Raw genomic sequence first — 15,040 nt, forward strand, 5'->3', positions numbered from 1 at the left:
CGGCTTCTCGGTGAGCTCGTGGCATCCGGGACCCGCCTCGCGGCGACGTCCAATACCCCGCCCAACGCCCTGGGCGAGGGGCGTTTCGCCGCGCAGGACTTCCTGCGCGAGATCCAGTCGATGGCCGACAGCTTCCGCACGATCCGCATCGACGGCACCGACTTCCGCCAGCGCGCCATCGACGGCGAGGCACGCGTCCTCTCCGACGAGCAGTATGCGGAGGCGATCCAGGATGCCGCCACCCGCGGCGTCGCGACCGACGACAGGTTCGGCGACGTCGTGGCGCACCTGGCGCGCGTGCACCCGTCGCGCTTCATCCGCTTGATCGACGGCGTCGACACGATCGGCCTCCGCGACGTGCACGTGCTGCACGACCAGTCCGCGGCGCTGCGGCTCGTCGCGTTCGTCGACCGCGCGTACGACGCGCAGATCCCGATCCGCGCGACCGGCGTTCCACTGAACACGGTGTTCTCCGACGAGATGCTCGCGGGCGGCTATCGGAAGAAATACCTCCGCGCCGTGTCACGTCTGGTGGCGCTCACGCACGCCTGAACGGTCGTTTCAGCGCGGCTTCGCGGCGACGCGAAACGTGATGTTTACATGGCTCCGGCCGCTGTAACGCGCTCGAAACACGATTCCCACGCCGATGGAAACCGGGGCTGGGAACACTGAGGGGACCCGACGCTACAGCTGCGTCCCTTCAGAGAGGTTCTCTTCGAGATGGATCAAGGCAACACCGCATTCATCCTGATTGGAGCGGCACTCGTGCTGCTCATGACGCCAGGACTCGCGTTCTTCTACGGCGGACTCGTCAAGGCCAAGAGCGTCATCAGCATGATGATGATGAGCTTCGGCGCCATGGGACTCATCGGAGTCCTGTGGGTGCTGTACGGCTACGCGATCGCTTTCCCAGCCACGGACGTCGGCGTGACCAACGCTCCCTGGACGATCGACTGGAACGAGCTCGGCCTCGGCAGCCTGCTCGAGGCGCCCGAGGGCGCCGCCTACCCGCCGCTGGCCTTCGTCGCCTTCCAGGCCACGTTCGCGATCATCACCGTCGCCCTGGTCTCGGGCGCCATCGCTGACCGCGCCAAGTTCGGCTCGTGGATGATCTTCGCCTTCCTGTGGTCGACGATCGTCTACTTCCCGGTCGCCAGCTGGGTGTTCAACTTCGGTCTCGCCGACGGTGCGTTCTCGTACGGCGGCTGGATCACCCACGGTCTGCAGGACGTCTTCGGCGTCGGCGCGATCGACTTCGCCGGTGGTACCGCGGTCCACATCAACGCCGGTGCCGCTGCTCTCGCTCTCGCGCTCGTCCTCGGCAAGCGCGTCGGCTTCCAGAAGGGCGCCCACGTCCCCCACAACCCGCCGTTCGTCCTGCTCGGCGCGGGTCTGCTGTGGTTCGGCTGGTTCGGCTTCAACGCCGGCTCGGAGCTCGCGGCCGACAACACCGCTTCCCTCGCGTTCGTCAACACGCTCGCCGCTCCCGCCGCCGCGCTGCTCAGCTGGCTGATCGTCGAGAAGATCCGCGACGGAAAGCCCACGTCGGTCGGTGCCGCCTCGGGTGCCGTCGCCGGTCTGGTCGCCATCACCCCCGCCTGCGGTTCGCTGACGCCGTTCTGGGCCATCGTCCTCGGACTCCTCGCCGGTGTCGTCTGCGCGCTGGCCGTCGACCTGAAGTTCAAGCTCGGCTTCGACGACTCGCTCGACGTCGTGGGTGTCCACCTCGTCGGTGGTCTGATCGGAACCCTGTACCTGGGCTTCTTCGCCAACGGCACGGGCCTCATCTACAGCGGTCAGCTCACCCAGCTGCTGGTACAGGCGATCGCCGCGTTCTCGGTCCTGATCTACTCCTTCGTCCTGGCCTTCGTCATCGGCTTCGCGATCGAGAAGACGATCGGCTTCCGCGTGAAGAACGAGGACGAGATCGCCGGTATCGACACCGTCGTGCACGGTGAAGAGGGCTACGTCCTCACCGACGCCCGCTGATACGCACTCCCCAGAGAACGGGGCGTCACGGATTCGTCCGTGGCGCCCCGTTCTTCGTGCGCGCGCGGGGACCGGCGGGCGCGATGCCTAGGGTGAAGGTATGGGAACCGCCTCACGCCTCGTGTCCGCCCTGCTGCGCGCCTTCCGGCCCTCCACTGCGTCGCGGCCTCCGCGCAGTCCCTCCGCGACGCTCAGGCCCGGCCAGAGCACGGGTGCCTCCACGACGCTCAGGCCCGGCCAGAGCACGGGTGCCTCCACGACGCTCAGGCCCGGCGAGGGCTCCGGTGAGACGGCGACCGTCGAGATCGCCCCACCGCGGCGCCTCACTCTCGCGTACGCGCCCCAGCGCGACGGCGCGCCCGACGGCGGCGAGATCGTGTGGACGTGGGTGCCGTACGAGGAGCGCGACGGCCGCGGCAAGGACCGACCGGTGCTGATCATCGGACGAGCGGATGCCACCCGCTCCTACGCCGTGCGTCTCACCAGCAAGCCACACGCCGGCGACCGCGACTACCTGGCGCTGGGGACGGGGGAGTGGGACCCTCAGGGCCGCCCGTCGTGGGTCGACATCGAGCAGCTCTACCTCGTGCACGACGCCGGCATGCGCCGCGAGGCCGCGGCGCTGGATCGGCGTCGCTTCGAGGGCGTGGCATCCGCTCTCCGGTCCCGCTACGGCTGGACGCTGGGCTGACTCCGGCGCCCGGCTGGGCCCCGAGACTGCAGGCGTGTGACGAAACCGCCGCGCGCTGCAGGGGAGTTGTCAGGCGGATGCCGTCTCGCGGAGGGCAGTCCAGGAAACGACGAAGCCCCCGGCGAACCGGGGGCTGGTGGTGGGCGATGCCGGACTCGAACCGACGACCTCTTCCGTGTGAAGGAAGCGCGCTACCAACTGCGCCAATCGCCCCTCGTCCCGAACGGGACTCGACTACCTTACCCGATCCGCGACGCCTCTTCGGACCGCGAGAGAGGACACGCGCGGGGCGCGTCTGGTTTTGCACGTGCCCCGAAATCGGGTAATGTCTTACGAGTGCTCGGGGCAAGCCCCGGGAACGAAATGCGGATGTAGCGCAGTTGGTAGCGCACAACCTTGCCAAGGTTGGGGTCGCGAGTTCGAGTCTCGTCATCCGCTCGAGTGTGAAGATCACCGTCAGGCTCCGGCCGGGAGATCACGACACGTGGGTCGAACCACACACGGTGGCGTGGCCGAGCGGCTAGGCACCGGCCTGCAAAGCCGTTTACACGGGTTCGAATCCCGTCGCCACCTCGCCTACAACTGAACAGCCTTTATAGGCGCGATTGGCGCAGCGGTAGCGCGCTTCCCTGACACGGAAGAGGTCACTGGTTCGATCCCAGTATCGCGCACCACCACAGGAACCCTCGGCTCGGCCGGGGGTTTTCGTGTATCCGGACCCTCGGCGCGACTCACTCTCCGCGGTCGTCCGCGCGCTGCCGCGCCCGCCGCGTCGGCGGAGTCGCCGGATCGGGCACGGTCGTTTCGGGCGCGGCATCCGTCCCGCGATCGAGACGTTCCCGCAGTCTGGTCGATTGCGCCTCGGGCGAGGCATCCGCAGACTCGGTCGGGCCCACGGCGCCGGGATCCGAGCGCGGGATGTACCAGCTCACCGGCAGTTCCCGCATGCCGAACCAGCCCCGACGAGAGCGCACGATCGTGAATCCCTGTTCACGGAGGTGGAGGGCGTAGTCCGGCGTGACTTCGGACGGGGGGACGCGCACCCAGCCACGACGAAAGTCGTAGGCGTGGGTCGCAATGTGGCGGCGAGACATGCGAACCTCCTCACTCCGAGCGTGACAGGGGCATCGGAAGCACACGCGTACGACGTGTTCCAAACGTGTGAACAATGCTCCAGGTTTCTTAAGAGCGAGCACTGAGCAGCCTGGAATCGGCGCCTCGCAAGCCCGCATTCAGGAATTCCGGCGCCCGCTACTGTGGGCGAATGACCGTCCCTGACACCCTGTGGCGCGAAATCGCCGCCTCGCCTTTCGTCTCGCTCGGAACGTTCCGCAGAAATGGGGAAGAGGTCGCGACACCGGTCTGGATCGCCCGCGACGGCGACGAGCTCGTCGTGACGACCGAGCGGAAGACGGGCAAGGTCAAGCGCGTGCGGAACGACGCCCGTGTGACGCTGCGGCCATGCTCCCGCATGGGGGCGGTGGCCCCGGATGCCATCACGGTGCAGGCGCATGCACGCATCGCCGGACCGAGTACCGAGGATCAGCGAGCCGACGCCGCCCTCCGGCGGAAGTACGGATGGCAGTTCCGCGCCATCACCGGGTTCGAGGCTCTGATGCGTCGGCTTCAGCGCCGCGCCGGCGATCGCGTCATCCTCCGGATCTCCCGCGGAGCCTGACGGCCCCTAGACCCGAAACGTCCCGGAGGCAAGTGGGTTTGCGTTTCGGGGCGAATCGCGAGATGTTGCCCGTGACAGAAGCGGCATCCCCCCTTTCCCGCGTTCGTCATTTCTCGCCAGGAATGCGCGGCTGTCGGGATGCCGTTCGGAGGTTCTTTATGGGCAAATTCATTTACGACGGCAACATCAAGGTCGATTTCGAGGACCGTCTCCTCGCCCACCTTCAGGCCGTCATCATGGCCAAGGTGCGGCGCGGCGAGAGCTTCCCCTTCACGTGGAAGGACGACATCAGCACCGGTGGTGGGCGCACGACGGTCTACATCCACCCGAACGTCTCGATGGTGTTCAAGTACCACGGCAGCCGGAATCCGCAGCTCAGCAATACGTGGCTGCACGCCCTCACGTACAACGCGAACTCGGGCCGGGGACTGTACGTCGTGCCCGAGCCCGACGACTCCACCATGCGTGAGACCCCGCACCGCGAGGAGATGGTCTTCCGCGAGGTCCCCAACGATCAGGCGCCCATGGCCGCGCATCGGTAGGCAGGGAATGACCGAGACGACGCGCGGGTTGTCGACCGCATGAGCGACTGGACGACAGCGAAGCCGTACTTCGAAGCGCCGGCGGTGGCACACCTCGCGACCCTGATGCGTGACGGTTCCCCGCACAGCGTCCCCGTCTGGGTCGGCGTCGAGGGGGAGCTCCTCTCGGTCTTCATCGAAGCGGGAACGCTCAAAGACCGGAACCTGCTGCGCGATCCCCGCGTCGCGATCTCGGTGACGGCTGTCGACGATCCGCTCTCCATGGCCTTCGTCCGCGGCGAGGCCGTCGAACGCATCGACGGCGACAGGGCGCTGCCCTACATCGACCGCATCGCGACCCTGTACACGGGCAAACCCTACGAGTTCCGCCAGGGTTTCGCCGTCTGGCTCATCGAACCTCGCAAAGCCTGGGGGCGCGCGTACGGGAGCTGACGTCAGAGGGTCAGCGGCAGGACGGCCAGCACCAGGATCAGCGGCGCGATCACGGCACCGAGCAGGATGAACCGACTCCACCGCACCTCGACACCGGCGGCGACGAGCCGGTCGTGCCACAGCAGCGTGGCCAGCGACGCCCACGGGGTGACGATCGGCCCGGCGTTCACGCCGACCAGCAATGCCGCGAGGCGGACGGGGGACCCCGCGACCGACTCCATCGCGAGGTAGGCCGGAAGGTTGTTGATCCCGTTCGCCGCGAGAGCGCCGACACCGGCCAGCTGCCAGAGCGACACGAGATCATCGCCGGACCCGGCGAGCACCGACGTCACGCGTCCGATCCCCAGCGCTTCCAGCGCTCCGACGGCGAGGAACAGTCCGCCCGCGAACACGAGCAGCGACCAGGGTACGAGTCGGATGCCGAGTGCCCGTGGCGCGCGCAGGGCGAACGCGACGATGAGCACGACCGCGGCCGCGAGGGCCGGCATCCACGGATCCAGTCCGATCACGAGCAACGGGAGTAGCGCCACGGTGACGATCGCGGACACGCGCAGCAGGACCGGGTCCGCGACGGCGGGGGAGGCGGCATCCGGGTAGGTCTTCGGCAGCTTCCGGAGGAACACCGCGGTCAGGACCGCCACCGACACCGCGATGGCGATCAGCGCCGACGGGCCGAGCAGCGCGAGGAAGGCGACGGGGTCGTGGCCGCCGAGAGCGTCGGATGCCAGCAGGTTCGTGAGGTTCGACACCGGGAGCACGAGCGACGCGGTGTTCGCGAGCACCACCGTCACGAACGCGAAAGGCAGTGGGTCGAGCTTGCGCGCGACCGCCATGGCCACGACGACCGGAGTCAGCAGCACCGCGGTCGTATCGAGCGAGAGGAAGGCTGTCGCGACGGTGGCCAGCGCCACCACCAGCACCCACAGCCACACGGTGCGCCCCCGGGCGATCCGCGCGAGCCGGGCGGCCACGACGTCGAACAACCCCGCCTTGGATGCCAGTTCCGCCACGATCGTGACCGCGACGACGAACAAAAGGATGGGCCAGACGCGGTCCGCGACGGCGAGAGCCTGGTCGGCGGGGAAGATGCCGACGAGGAGAGCGATGATGCCGAGGATCCACAGCACGCCGCCGATGATGGCCAGAGTCACCGCTCCACTATGCGGCACCGCGCGTGCCGTCGAGGCCACGCCCGGCGGGTAGCCTGGAATCGACCCATCCAGGAGACCGCCTTGACTGATGCCGCCCTGCCGTCGGAGCAGACCTACCCCGCCGACGGCTTCGCCCTCTTCCCCGACCGTTCGGTCATAGCTCTGCGCGTGAACGGTGAGCTCAAAGACCTCGCGACGACCGTCCACGTGCACGACCGGATCGAGCCGGTGACGATCGACAGCCCCGAGGGCCTGTCGATCCTGCGGCACTCGACGGCGCACGTGCTCGCGCAGGCCGTGCAGCGCGTGAAGCCCCAGGCGAACCTCGGCATCGGACCGCCCGTCACCGACGGCTTCTACTACGACTTCCAGGTCGACGACCCGTTCACTCCCGAAGACCTGAAGGTCATCAAGAAGGAGATGGAGCGGATCGTCCGCGAGAACCAGCGGTTCGTGCGTCGCGTCGTCACCGACGACGAGGCCCGCGCCGAACTCGCCGACGAGCCGTTCAAGCTCGAGCTCATCGGGCTCAAGGGCGGATCCGCCGAGGCCGCCGAGGGCGCGAACGTCGAGGTCGGCGCCGGCGAGCTGACGATCTACGACAACGTGAACCGCGACGGCGAGACCGTCTGGAGAGACCTGTGCCGCGGACCGCACGTTCCCGGCACGCGCCTGATCGGCAACGGCTGGGACCTCACCCGCATCGCCGGTGCCTATTGGCGCGGCAGCGAGAAGAACCCGCAGCTGCAGCGCATCTACGGCACCGCGTGGGCGACCAAAGACGATCTGCGCGCGTACCAGCACCGCCTCGAGGAGGCCGCCAAGCGCGACCACCGCAAGCTCGGCAAGGAGCTCGACCTCTTCTCGTTCCCCGACGAGATCGGTCCGGGCCTGAGCGTCTTCCACCCCAAGGGCGGAATCATCCGCTACGAGATCGAGCGCTACATGCGCGAGCGTCTGCTCGCCAGCGGCTATCAGGTCGTGAACACGCCGCACATCACCAAGGGCGACCTGTTCATGACGAGCGGCCACCTGCAGTGGTACGCGGACGGCATGTACCCCCCGATGACGCTCGACGAAGTGGTGGATGCCGACGGCCACGTGACGCGCGAGGGCCAGGAGTACTACCTGAAGCCCATGAACTGCCCGTTCCACAACCTGATCTTCCGCTCGCGCGGACGCAGCTACCGCGAGCTGCCGCTGCGGCTGAGCGAGTTCGGGTCGGTCTACCGCTACGAGAAGAGCGGCACGCTCGCGGGCCTGACCCGCGTGCGCGGCATGACCCAGGACGACACGCACATCTACGTCACCGCCGACCAGGTGAAGGGCGAGCTGACCCACAGCCTCGACTTCGTCCTGCAGACGCTGCGCGACTACGGTCTGCACGACTTCTACCTCGAGCTGTCGACGAAGGAGGAGGGCAACCCCAAGTTCATCGGCGACGACGCGCTGTGGACCGAGGCGACCGAGACCCTGCGCGAGGTCGCCGAGGCCTCCGGCCTCGAGCTCGTGCCCGACCCGGGCGGTGCGGCGTTCTACGGCCCGAAGATCTCGGTGCAGGCGCGCGACGCGATCGGCCGCACCTGGCAGATGTCGACGATCCAGCTCGACTTCAACCAGCCGGAGCGTTTTGAGCTCGAGTACACCGGACCCGACGGCGAGAAGCACCGCCCGGTCATGATCCACCGCGCGCTGTTCGGCTCGGTGGAGCGCTTCTTCGCGATCCTGCTCGAGCACTACGCCGGAGCGTTCCCGGTGTGGCTCTCGCCCGTGCAGGTCGTGGCCGTGCCCGTGGCGGCGGAGTACGGCGAGTACCTCGACGGCATCGTCGCGGAGCTCCGCGCGAAGGGCGTGCGCGCCGAGGTCGACCACAGCGACGACCGCATGCAGAAGAAGATCCGCACGCACACCACGCAGAAGGTGCCGCTGCAGCTCATCGCGGGCGAGGCGGACCGGGCCGGTGGCACCGTGTCGTTCCGCTTCCGCGACGGCACGCAGCTCAACGGCATCCCGGTCGACGAGGCCGTCGCGCGGATCACCGGCGCGATCGCGACGAAGGCCCTCGTCGACACCGCCGAGGACCTCGCGTGACGACCGAACCGGATGCCTCCGCGGCCGACGGCGTCGAGATCGTCGCGGCCGCGGACCTCCCGGGGGTGCCGGACGAGTTCCAGCGCCTGTGGACCCCGCACCGCATGGCCTACATCCAGGCAGGGCGCGAGCCGATGGAGCAGAACTGCCCGTTCTGCGCGGCTCCGGGGAAGTCGGACGAGGACGGTCTGATCGTCGCGCGGGGGAAGAGCGCGTACGTCCTGCTGAACCTGTTTCCGTACAACTCCGGGCACCTGCTCGTGTGCCCGTACCGCCACATCGCGACCTACGACCAGGCGACCGACGAAGAGGTCGCCGAGATCGGCGCGCTGACGCAGCGCGGGATGCGCGTGCTCCGAGCGGTGTCGCGCTGCGACGGGTTCAACCTCGGCATGAACCAGGGCGCCATCGCCGGCGCCGGCGTCGACGCGCACCTGCACCAGCACATCGTTCCACGGTGGGCGTCGGACGCGAACTTCTTCCCGATCATCGCCAAGACGAAGGCGCTACCGCAGCTGCTCGGCGATGTGCGTCGCACGGTCGCAGACGCCTGGAACGCCTGACCGCTCCGCCGCAAGCCCGCGGGTCCGTCACCGGTGCACGGCTAGCGTGAGGGGATGAAGGCTCGCCTCCGTCCCCTCGCCCTGACCCTCCTCGTCGCCACGGCGCTCGGCACCACGACCGGGTGCATCCGCCTGCCGAGCCCGCTCGGACCCGACGGGATGGAGGCACCGCTGACGGCTCCGGGCGCGTCCGCTGCCCCGACGCCCTTCGCCACCCCCGATGATTCCGCGGGTCCTCTCACCGGCGACGACGTGGACGCCGCCTTCGCGGAGCGGGAGCGCTTCTTCGAAGAGCAGCAACTGCCCTTGGACGGAACGCCGCTCGTCGCCGTGACGCCGGCGCAGAAGCAGTTCGTCGCGGAGCAGAAGGACTACGCGGCTCAGCAGGGCATCGAGTGGACGGACCGCGACGAGAGCCTCTCGCTCGCGCTGGTCGCCGATGCGTGCGAGACCGCCATTCTGAGCTACCACCACGTGGATGCCACGACCCTGCAGGCCCACGTGGCCACATCTCCGATCTTCGCCCAGCTCGTCCCCGCCGACCTGCAGGGGACGGAGCGCGCGAACGCCGAGGCACCCATCGCGAGCCTGATGGTCTACGGCACGTCGTTCCTCTGCCCCGACGACGCCGACGCGTGGCTGGCCGCCTACACCGAGGTCTACGGCGGCTGACGCCGAGACTCGGCGCGCACGGTCCGGGTCAGCGCACCTGCCGTGCCGCGAACTGCAGGCGCGGGTGCGCGTACGCCTCCTGCGATTCGATGAGCAGCAGTTCGCGCGAGCCCGCCTCGTAGGTGTTCGACAGCAGGTCGAAGACGCTGGATGCCGTGCGGGCGAGCGCGTCCGCGGCATCCCCGGTCCGCCGGTAGTGCGCAGTGAAGAGGGCCGCGGTGACGTCGCCCGAGCCGTTGGCCTTCATCGGGATGAGCGGCGTCTGCACGATCCACGCGCCGGCGTCGTCGACGACCATCATCTCGATGGTGTCGGGTTCGCGGTCGGGCCGCTCGACGCTCGTGACGAGGACGGTGCGGGGTCCTCGGGCGCGCGCGAGGTCGGCGGATTCGAGCGTGGACTCGATGCTGCCCGGCTCGGTGCCGGTGAGGAACCCCAGCTCGAACTGGTTGGGCGTGATGATGTCCGCGACGGGGATCACGCGTTCGCGCAGGAGGTCGGGGATCGCCGGGGCGACGAAGCAGCCGGACTTGGCGTTGCCCATGACCGGGTCGCACGCGTAGACGGCATCCGGATTCGCCTGCTTCACCCGCGCGACCGCGTCGATGATGACGTCGGCGATGCCCTCGCCGCCCTGGTATCCGGACAGGACCACGTCGATCTCGCCAAGGACTCCGCGCTCTTCGATCCCGGTGATGACGTCGGCGACGTCGGCGGGGGAGATGAGCGGCCCGCGCCACGCGCCGTAGCCGGTGTGGTTCGAGAAGTTGACCGTGTAGACGGGCAGCACCTCGACGCCGATACGCTGCAGCGGGAAGACGGCGGCCGAGTTTCCGACGTGACCGTACGCGACGGCCGACTGGATCGAGAGGACCTTCATCCTTCGATCCTCCCACCTCGCGGCGCGGGCCGGAGCGCGGCGACGGCGCTGGCGATGTCGTCGGCGAGCGCGACCGCCTCCGCGTCCGAGAGCTGGTGCACGGTGAGGCGGAGGTAGTCGCCGGCGGTGTCGGGGGAGAGGAAGAAGTGGTCGCCGTCGCGGACGAGCCACCCGCGGCGCATGAGGTCCTCACGGACGCGCGCCGCGGCGGCGGGGAGCGGCACCCACAGGTTCAGGCCGTCCCCGACGGGCGTCGGCAGACCGCGTGTGGCCAGGGCTGCGGCGAACGCGTCGTTGCGTTCGGCGTAGTGCGTCGCGGCAGCGTCGATCCGCTTCCGCACCTCGGGGTCGGTGACGAGCGCGAGCGTAAGCCGCTGGAGGATGTGGCTCACCCAGGTCGTCCCCGGGGTGAGGCGCAGCGCGAGCCGGTCGGCGGTCTCGTCATCGGATGCCACCACCGCGAGGCACATGTCGGGTCCGAGGAACTTCGACACCGAACGGATGCGCGCCCACCGCTGCTGCGCCGGACCGATCACGGTGCGCAACGGCACGCGCGACAGCAGCGAGAAATGGTCGTCCTCGATCACGAGGACGTACGGGTGGTCGGCGAGCACCTCGCGCAGCTGCGCCGCGCGCTCATCGGTGAGGCTCGCGCCGGTGGGGTTGTGGGCGCGCGGGGTGCAGATGACCGCGCGGACGCCGTCGGCCAGCGCGGCCCGGAGTCCTTCGACCGTCATCCCCTCGGCATCCACCGCCACCGGCACCGCCCGATAGCCGCCCTGACGCACGGTGTGCAGTGCGGAGAGGAAGCAGGGATCCTCCAGCGCGACGGCGTCGTCGCGCTGGAGCGCTTGCGCGAGCAGACGCTCGATCGCGTCGCTCGCGCCGCTCGTGACGGTGATGCGGGGGTGGGGGTCGGGGAGCTGCTCCGACATCCAGGCGCGGGCCCACGCCTCCAGCCCCGGGTCGACGACCGGCTCGCCGTACAGCACGGGGCGACCCGACCGTGCGAGGGCGGCGGCGGGGTCGGGGATGAGCGTCGGGTCGGGGTTGCCCGTGCCGACGTCGCACAGCACGGTTCCGGCCGCGTACCCCTCTTGCGCCACGGGCGCGTGGTCGGCGACACGGGTGCCGCCGCGTCCGCGCGCGACGACGAGTCCGGCCTGCGCGAGCAGGCGGTAGGCGGCAACGACGGTGTTGCGGTTGACGCCGAGCTCGGCGGCGAGGGCGCGCACGGGGGCGAGCGCGTCGCCCGGCTGCAGCTGTCCGCGCTCGATGCGTTGCCGCAGGTCCGCGGCGATCTCGGATGCCGAGCGCCCGGTGATGTCGACGGACATACGCCCCCTCTCGCTCCCTCCAGCCTATGTCCTGCGTCATGCTACGGTTTGGCCTAAGCCAAACGAAGCGCCCCGAAGCGCGAAGGGAATCGCAATGACCGACACCGGAACCTCCCGCGTCAAGCGCGGACTCGCCGAAATGCTCAAGGGCGGCGTCATCATGGACGTCGTCACCGCGGAGCAGGCCCGCATCGCCGAGGATGCCGGCGCCGTTGCCGTCATGGCGCTCGAGCGCGTGCCCGCCGACATCCGCGCACAGGGGGGCGTCGCCCGCATGAGCGACCCCGACCTCATCGACGACATCATCGCGTCGGTCTCCATCCCCGTGATGGCCAAGGCCCGCATCGGCCACTTCGTCGAGGCGCAGATCCTGCAGGAGCTGGGCGTCGACTACATCGACGAGTCCGAGGTGCTCTCGCCCGCCGACTATGTGAACCACATCGACAAGTGGAACTTCACCGTGCCGTTCGTGTGCGGTGCGACGAACCTCGGCGAGGCGCTCCGCCGCATCACCGAGGGTGCCGCGATGATCCGCTCGAAGGGCGAGGCCGGCACGGGCGACGTCTCCGAGGCGACCAAGCACATCCGGACGATCACGGGCGAGATCAACGCGCTGCGCGCCAAGACCAAGGACGAGCTGTACGTCGCGGCCAAGGAGCTCCAGGCCCCCTACGAGCTGGTCGCCGAGATCGCCGAGACCGGCAAGCTCCCCGTCGTCCTCTTCACCGCGGGCGGCGTGGCCACCCCGGCCGACGCAGCGATGATGATGCAGCTCGGCGCCGACGGCGTCTTCGTCGGATCGGGCATCTTCAAGTCGGGCAACCCCGCGCAGCGCGCCGCCGCGATCGTCAAGGCGACCACCTTCCACGACGACCCCAAGATCGTGGCCGAGGCCTCGCGCGGTCTCGGCGAGGCCATGGTCGGCATCAACGTCGCGGACCTCCCCGCGCCGCACCGCCTGGCCGAGCGTGGCTGGTAACAGTCCCCGCGTCGGCGTCCTCGCCCTGCAGGGCGATGTCCGCGAGCACCTGCGTGTGCTCGCGGACCTGGGCGCCGACGCCCGGCCCGTCCGGCGCGCGTCGGAGCTCGCCGAGGTCGACGGACTCGTCCTCCCCGGCGGCGAGTCGAGCGTCATCGACAAGCTCGCGCGCGCGTTCGACCTGTTCGATCCCCTCCGCGCCGCCATCGCCGACGGTCTCCCCGTCCTCGGCACCTGCGCGGGGCTGATCCTCCTCGCCGACCGGATCGACGGCGCGATCGCCGGCCAGCGGACCTTCGGCGGTCTCGACGTCCGGGTCCAGCGCAACGCCTTCGGTTCCCAGACGCAGTCGTTCGAGACCGACCTCGCCGTCCCCGTCCTGGGGGATCCGCCGGTGCACGCCGTGTTCATCCGGGCGCCCGTGGTGACGGAGACGGGCCCGGATGCCACCCCCCTGGCGACTCTGCCCGATGGACGTGTCGTGGCGGTGGAGCAGGACAACCTCCTCGGGCTCGCCTTTCACCCCGAATCCACGGGGGAGACGCGCTTCCACGCGCGGTTCCTCGGTCGAGTCCGGACCCGCGCCGGGGTGTCGGCGCCCGCGCTCTAGACGGGGAGTGAAGCTGCGCCCACTCGAAGAGGTGGGGAAACGGGCCGATTAAGTGTGAGCGCGTTACGGGACCAGCGTGAGCACGTCGCCGGGCCAGATATCCCGACGCTGGTCGATGTCGCTCATCCCGGGGATCGTGGCGTAGTCGAGGCAGAACCGACCCCCGATCGCGACGATGTTGTCGTCGGGCGCGACGGTGTAGAACGTGGGCACGCCGTCGACCACCTCGACCTCGCCCGTAGCGCCCGCCCGCGGCCCCTGGTCGTAGGGGGTCGTCCCGGCGGGCGGCGCGTAGCTGGTGTCGCAGTAGAGGGGGGCACGGTGGGCACGGTCGGCGAGCGGCTCGCGCACGGTCTGCGCCACCTCGGGGGATGCCGCGGGCGTCGGCGTGAACGACGGGGCAGGGGTGAAGCTCTGGGCGGTCGTGTGGACGCCGGAGGCGACGGTGCCGAGAGTCCCGAATGCGGGAAGGGCGAGAGCGACGAGCCCCGCGACGACGACACCGGATACGGCAAGTGCGATCTTCTGGCGGCGGTTCACCCCGCCAGCTTGGCAGCCGCTCGCCGTGCCACCAATCCTCGGTCGGCTCGATGCGGCCCTGGCGGCCGTGTCTCCCGATCTGCGCCGCCCGTGGGAGAACATGAGCCCGAGCAGTACTCGCGCGGCTGATCGCCCGTGTCGAGGTGCTCGCGATGCGGCCCGCCGGACAGCGCCACTTCCGCGCTCGGGCGTCGTCCGGGCGCGAGAGGATGACGCCGAAGCGGCGACGTGAGCCCCGCGACGACGAAGCGCCCACGGCTACCAGCCGACGGCCTCCTTGTCTATCTACCGTTATCTTGGATGCATGTCCGGACACTCCAAATGGGCCACGACCAAGCACAAGAAGGCGGTCGTCGACGCCCGCCGCGCCAAGTCGTGGGCCAAGCTCATCAAGAACATCGAGGTCGCCGCCAAGCTCGGTGGGGCGGACCTCCAGGGCAACCCGACGCTCTTCGACGCGGTGCTCAAGGCCAAGAAGACCTCGGTCCCGAAAGACAACATCGACCGCGCGATCAAGCGCGGCGCGGGTATCGGCGGCGAGGCCGTCGAGTACGCCTCGATCATGTACGAGGGCTACGGCCCGAACGGCGTGGCGTTCCTCATCGAATGTCTGACCGACAACAAGAACCGCGCCGCGGCCGAGGTGCGCACGGCGCTCAGCCGTAACGGCGGCACGCTCGCCGACCCCGGCAGCGTCGCCTACAACTTCAGCCGCAAGGGCGTCATCGTGGTCCCCTCCGAGGGCACGACCGAGGACGACGTCATGCTCGCCGTCCTCGAGGCCGGCGCCGAAGAGGTCGAGCCGCACGGCGACGGCTTCGGTGTGATCACCGAGGCGAGCGACCTGGTGACGGTCCGCTCCGCTCGCAGGAGGCCGGCTCGATA

17 protein-coding genes and 4 tRNA genes are annotated in these 15,040 nt (G+C 69.4%); 15 read left to right on the forward strand and 6 right to left on the reverse strand.

The genetic code is table 11. The annotated features are described in order from the left end of the window. From zapE to I5G_RS10885, 3 genes are all read left to right on the forward strand, one after another. Positions 1-552: AFG1/ZapE family ATPase (gene zapE / locus I5G_RS10875; RefSeq protein WP_022879076.1), on the forward strand; the 552-nt coding region annotated here is incomplete at its 5' end. A gap of 168 nt (positions 553-720) precedes the next feature. Then, positions 721-1,989 (forward strand): ammonium transporter, encoded by a 1,269-nt coding sequence (locus tag I5G_RS10880; protein ID WP_022879077.1) that lies wholly within the window; start codon positions 721-723, stop codon positions 1,987-1,989. A 100-nt stretch (positions 1,990-2,089) separates the two neighbouring features. Then, entirely contained in the window at positions 2,090-2,680 is a 591-nt protein-coding gene (locus I5G_RS10885; RefSeq protein WP_022879078.1) for a type II toxin-antitoxin system PemK/MazF family toxin, read from the forward strand. Between the two features lie 137 nt (positions 2,681-2,817). Here I5G_RS10885 and I5G_RS10890 read toward each other — a convergent pair. Beyond that, positions 2,818-2,893: transfer RNA gene (locus tag I5G_RS10890), tRNA-Val, on the reverse strand. Between the two features lie 152 nt (positions 2,894-3,045). Between I5G_RS10890 and I5G_RS10895 the strand changes: the two genes are divergently transcribed. From I5G_RS10895 to I5G_RS10905, 3 genes are all read left to right on the forward strand, one after another. After that, a tRNA-Gly gene (locus I5G_RS10895) sits at positions 3,046-3,118 on the forward strand. A gap of 64 nt (positions 3,119-3,182) precedes the next feature. Beyond that, positions 3,183-3,253 (forward strand) — tRNA-Cys (locus I5G_RS10900). A gap of 26 nt (positions 3,254-3,279) precedes the next feature. Then, positions 3,280-3,354 (forward strand) — tRNA-Val (locus I5G_RS10905). A 57-nt stretch (positions 3,355-3,411) separates the two neighbouring features. Here I5G_RS10905 and I5G_RS10910 read toward each other — a convergent pair. Then, positions 3,412-3,774, reverse strand: a complete 363-nt coding sequence (locus tag I5G_RS10910) for a hypothetical protein (RefSeq protein ID WP_022879079.1) — start codon at positions 3,772-3,774, stop codon at positions 3,412-3,414. Positions 3,775-3,944: 170 nt separating this feature from the next. Here I5G_RS10910 and I5G_RS10915 point away from each other — a divergent pair, with 170 nt between their 5' ends. The 3 genes from I5G_RS10915 to I5G_RS10925 all read left to right on the forward strand — a co-directional run bounded on the left by I5G_RS10915 (position 3,945) and on the right by I5G_RS10925 (position 5,332). Then, positions 3,945-4,358, forward strand: a complete 414-nt coding sequence (locus I5G_RS10915) for a PPOX class F420-dependent oxidoreductase (RefSeq protein ID WP_022879080.1) — start codon at positions 3,945-3,947, stop codon at positions 4,356-4,358. A gap of 158 nt (positions 4,359-4,516) precedes the next feature. Continuing rightward, positions 4,517-4,900, forward strand: coding sequence for a hypothetical protein (locus I5G_RS10920; protein WP_022879081.1), 384 nt, complete (start codon positions 4,517-4,519; stop codon positions 4,898-4,900). Between the two features lie 39 nt (positions 4,901-4,939). Then, complete coding sequence (locus I5G_RS10925; protein ID WP_022879082.1) at positions 4,940-5,332, forward strand: TIGR03618 family F420-dependent PPOX class oxidoreductase; 393 nt, start codon at positions 4,940-4,942, stop codon at positions 5,330-5,332. A gap of 2 nt (positions 5,333-5,334) precedes the next feature. On the opposite strand, the gene I5G_RS10930 is transcribed toward I5G_RS10925, so the two are convergent. Then, positions 5,335-6,483, reverse strand: a complete 1,149-nt coding sequence (locus tag I5G_RS10930; protein ID WP_022879083.1) for an SLC13 family permease — start codon at positions 6,481-6,483, stop codon at positions 5,335-5,337. Positions 6,484-6,564: 81 nt separating this feature from the next. Here I5G_RS10930 and thrS point away from each other — a divergent pair, with 81 nt between their 5' ends. Genes thrS through I5G_RS10945 form a run of 3 tightly spaced genes read left to right on the forward strand, consistent with a single transcriptional unit; the run spans position 6,565 to position 9,809 of the window. Then, positions 6,565-8,574, forward strand: a complete 2,010-nt coding sequence (gene thrS / locus I5G_RS10935) for a threonine--tRNA ligase (RefSeq protein ID WP_022879084.1) — start codon at positions 6,565-6,567, stop codon at positions 8,572-8,574. Beyond that, positions 8,571-9,137, forward strand: a complete 567-nt coding sequence (locus tag I5G_RS10940) for an HIT domain-containing protein (RefSeq protein WP_022879085.1) — start codon at positions 8,571-8,573, stop codon at positions 9,135-9,137. The genes thrS and I5G_RS10940 overlap by 4 nt, the downstream gene beginning before the upstream one ends. A 54-nt stretch (positions 9,138-9,191) precedes the next feature. After that, a complete protein-coding gene (locus I5G_RS10945) occupies positions 9,192-9,809 on the forward strand; it encodes a hypothetical protein (RefSeq protein ID WP_022879086.1) in 618 nt (205 codons plus the stop codon). 28 nt (positions 9,810-9,837) lie between these two features. Here the strand turns inward: I5G_RS10945 and pdxY are convergent, their stop codons facing one another. Next, the gene (gene pdxY / locus I5G_RS10950) at positions 9,838-10,689 is read right to left on the reverse strand and encodes a pyridoxal kinase PdxY (protein WP_022879087.1); all 852 of its coding nucleotides are present in this window, start codon (positions 10,687-10,689) and stop codon (positions 9,838-9,840) included. Then, positions 10,686-12,026 (reverse strand): aminotransferase class I/II-fold pyridoxal phosphate-dependent enzyme, encoded by a 1,341-nt coding sequence (locus tag I5G_RS10955; protein ID WP_022879088.1) that lies wholly within the window; start codon positions 12,024-12,026, stop codon positions 10,686-10,688. Before I5G_RS10955 ends, pdxY begins: the two co-directional genes overlap by 4 nt. Before the next feature lie 94 nt (positions 12,027-12,120). Here I5G_RS10955 and pdxS point away from each other — a divergent pair, with 94 nt between their 5' ends. After that, complete coding sequence (gene pdxS, locus I5G_RS10960; RefSeq protein ID WP_022879089.1) at positions 12,121-13,005, forward strand: pyridoxal 5'-phosphate synthase lyase subunit PdxS; 885 nt, start codon at positions 12,121-12,123, stop codon at positions 13,003-13,005. Continuing rightward, positions 12,995-13,615, forward strand: coding sequence for a pyridoxal 5'-phosphate synthase glutaminase subunit PdxT (gene pdxT / locus I5G_RS10965; protein WP_022879090.1), 621 nt, complete (start codon positions 12,995-12,997; stop codon positions 13,613-13,615). The genes pdxS and pdxT overlap by 11 nt, the downstream gene beginning before the upstream one ends. Before the next feature lie 63 nt (positions 13,616-13,678). Here the strand turns inward: pdxT and I5G_RS10970 are convergent, their stop codons facing one another. Next, complete coding sequence (locus I5G_RS10970; RefSeq protein WP_022879091.1) at positions 13,679-14,155, reverse strand: hypothetical protein; 477 nt, start codon at positions 14,153-14,155, stop codon at positions 13,679-13,681. A gap of 304 nt (positions 14,156-14,459) precedes the next feature. On the opposite strand from I5G_RS10970, the gene I5G_RS10975 reads away from it, so the two are divergent. Beyond that, on the forward strand, positions 14,460-15,040 hold a 581-nt coding region (locus I5G_RS10975; protein WP_022879092.1), incomplete at its 3' end, for a YebC/PmpR family DNA-binding transcriptional regulator.

This window comes from Microbacterium sp. B19 (assembly GCF_000333395.1).
Taxonomy (GTDB): domain Bacteria; phylum Actinomycetota; class Actinomycetes; order Actinomycetales; family Microbacteriaceae; genus Microbacterium.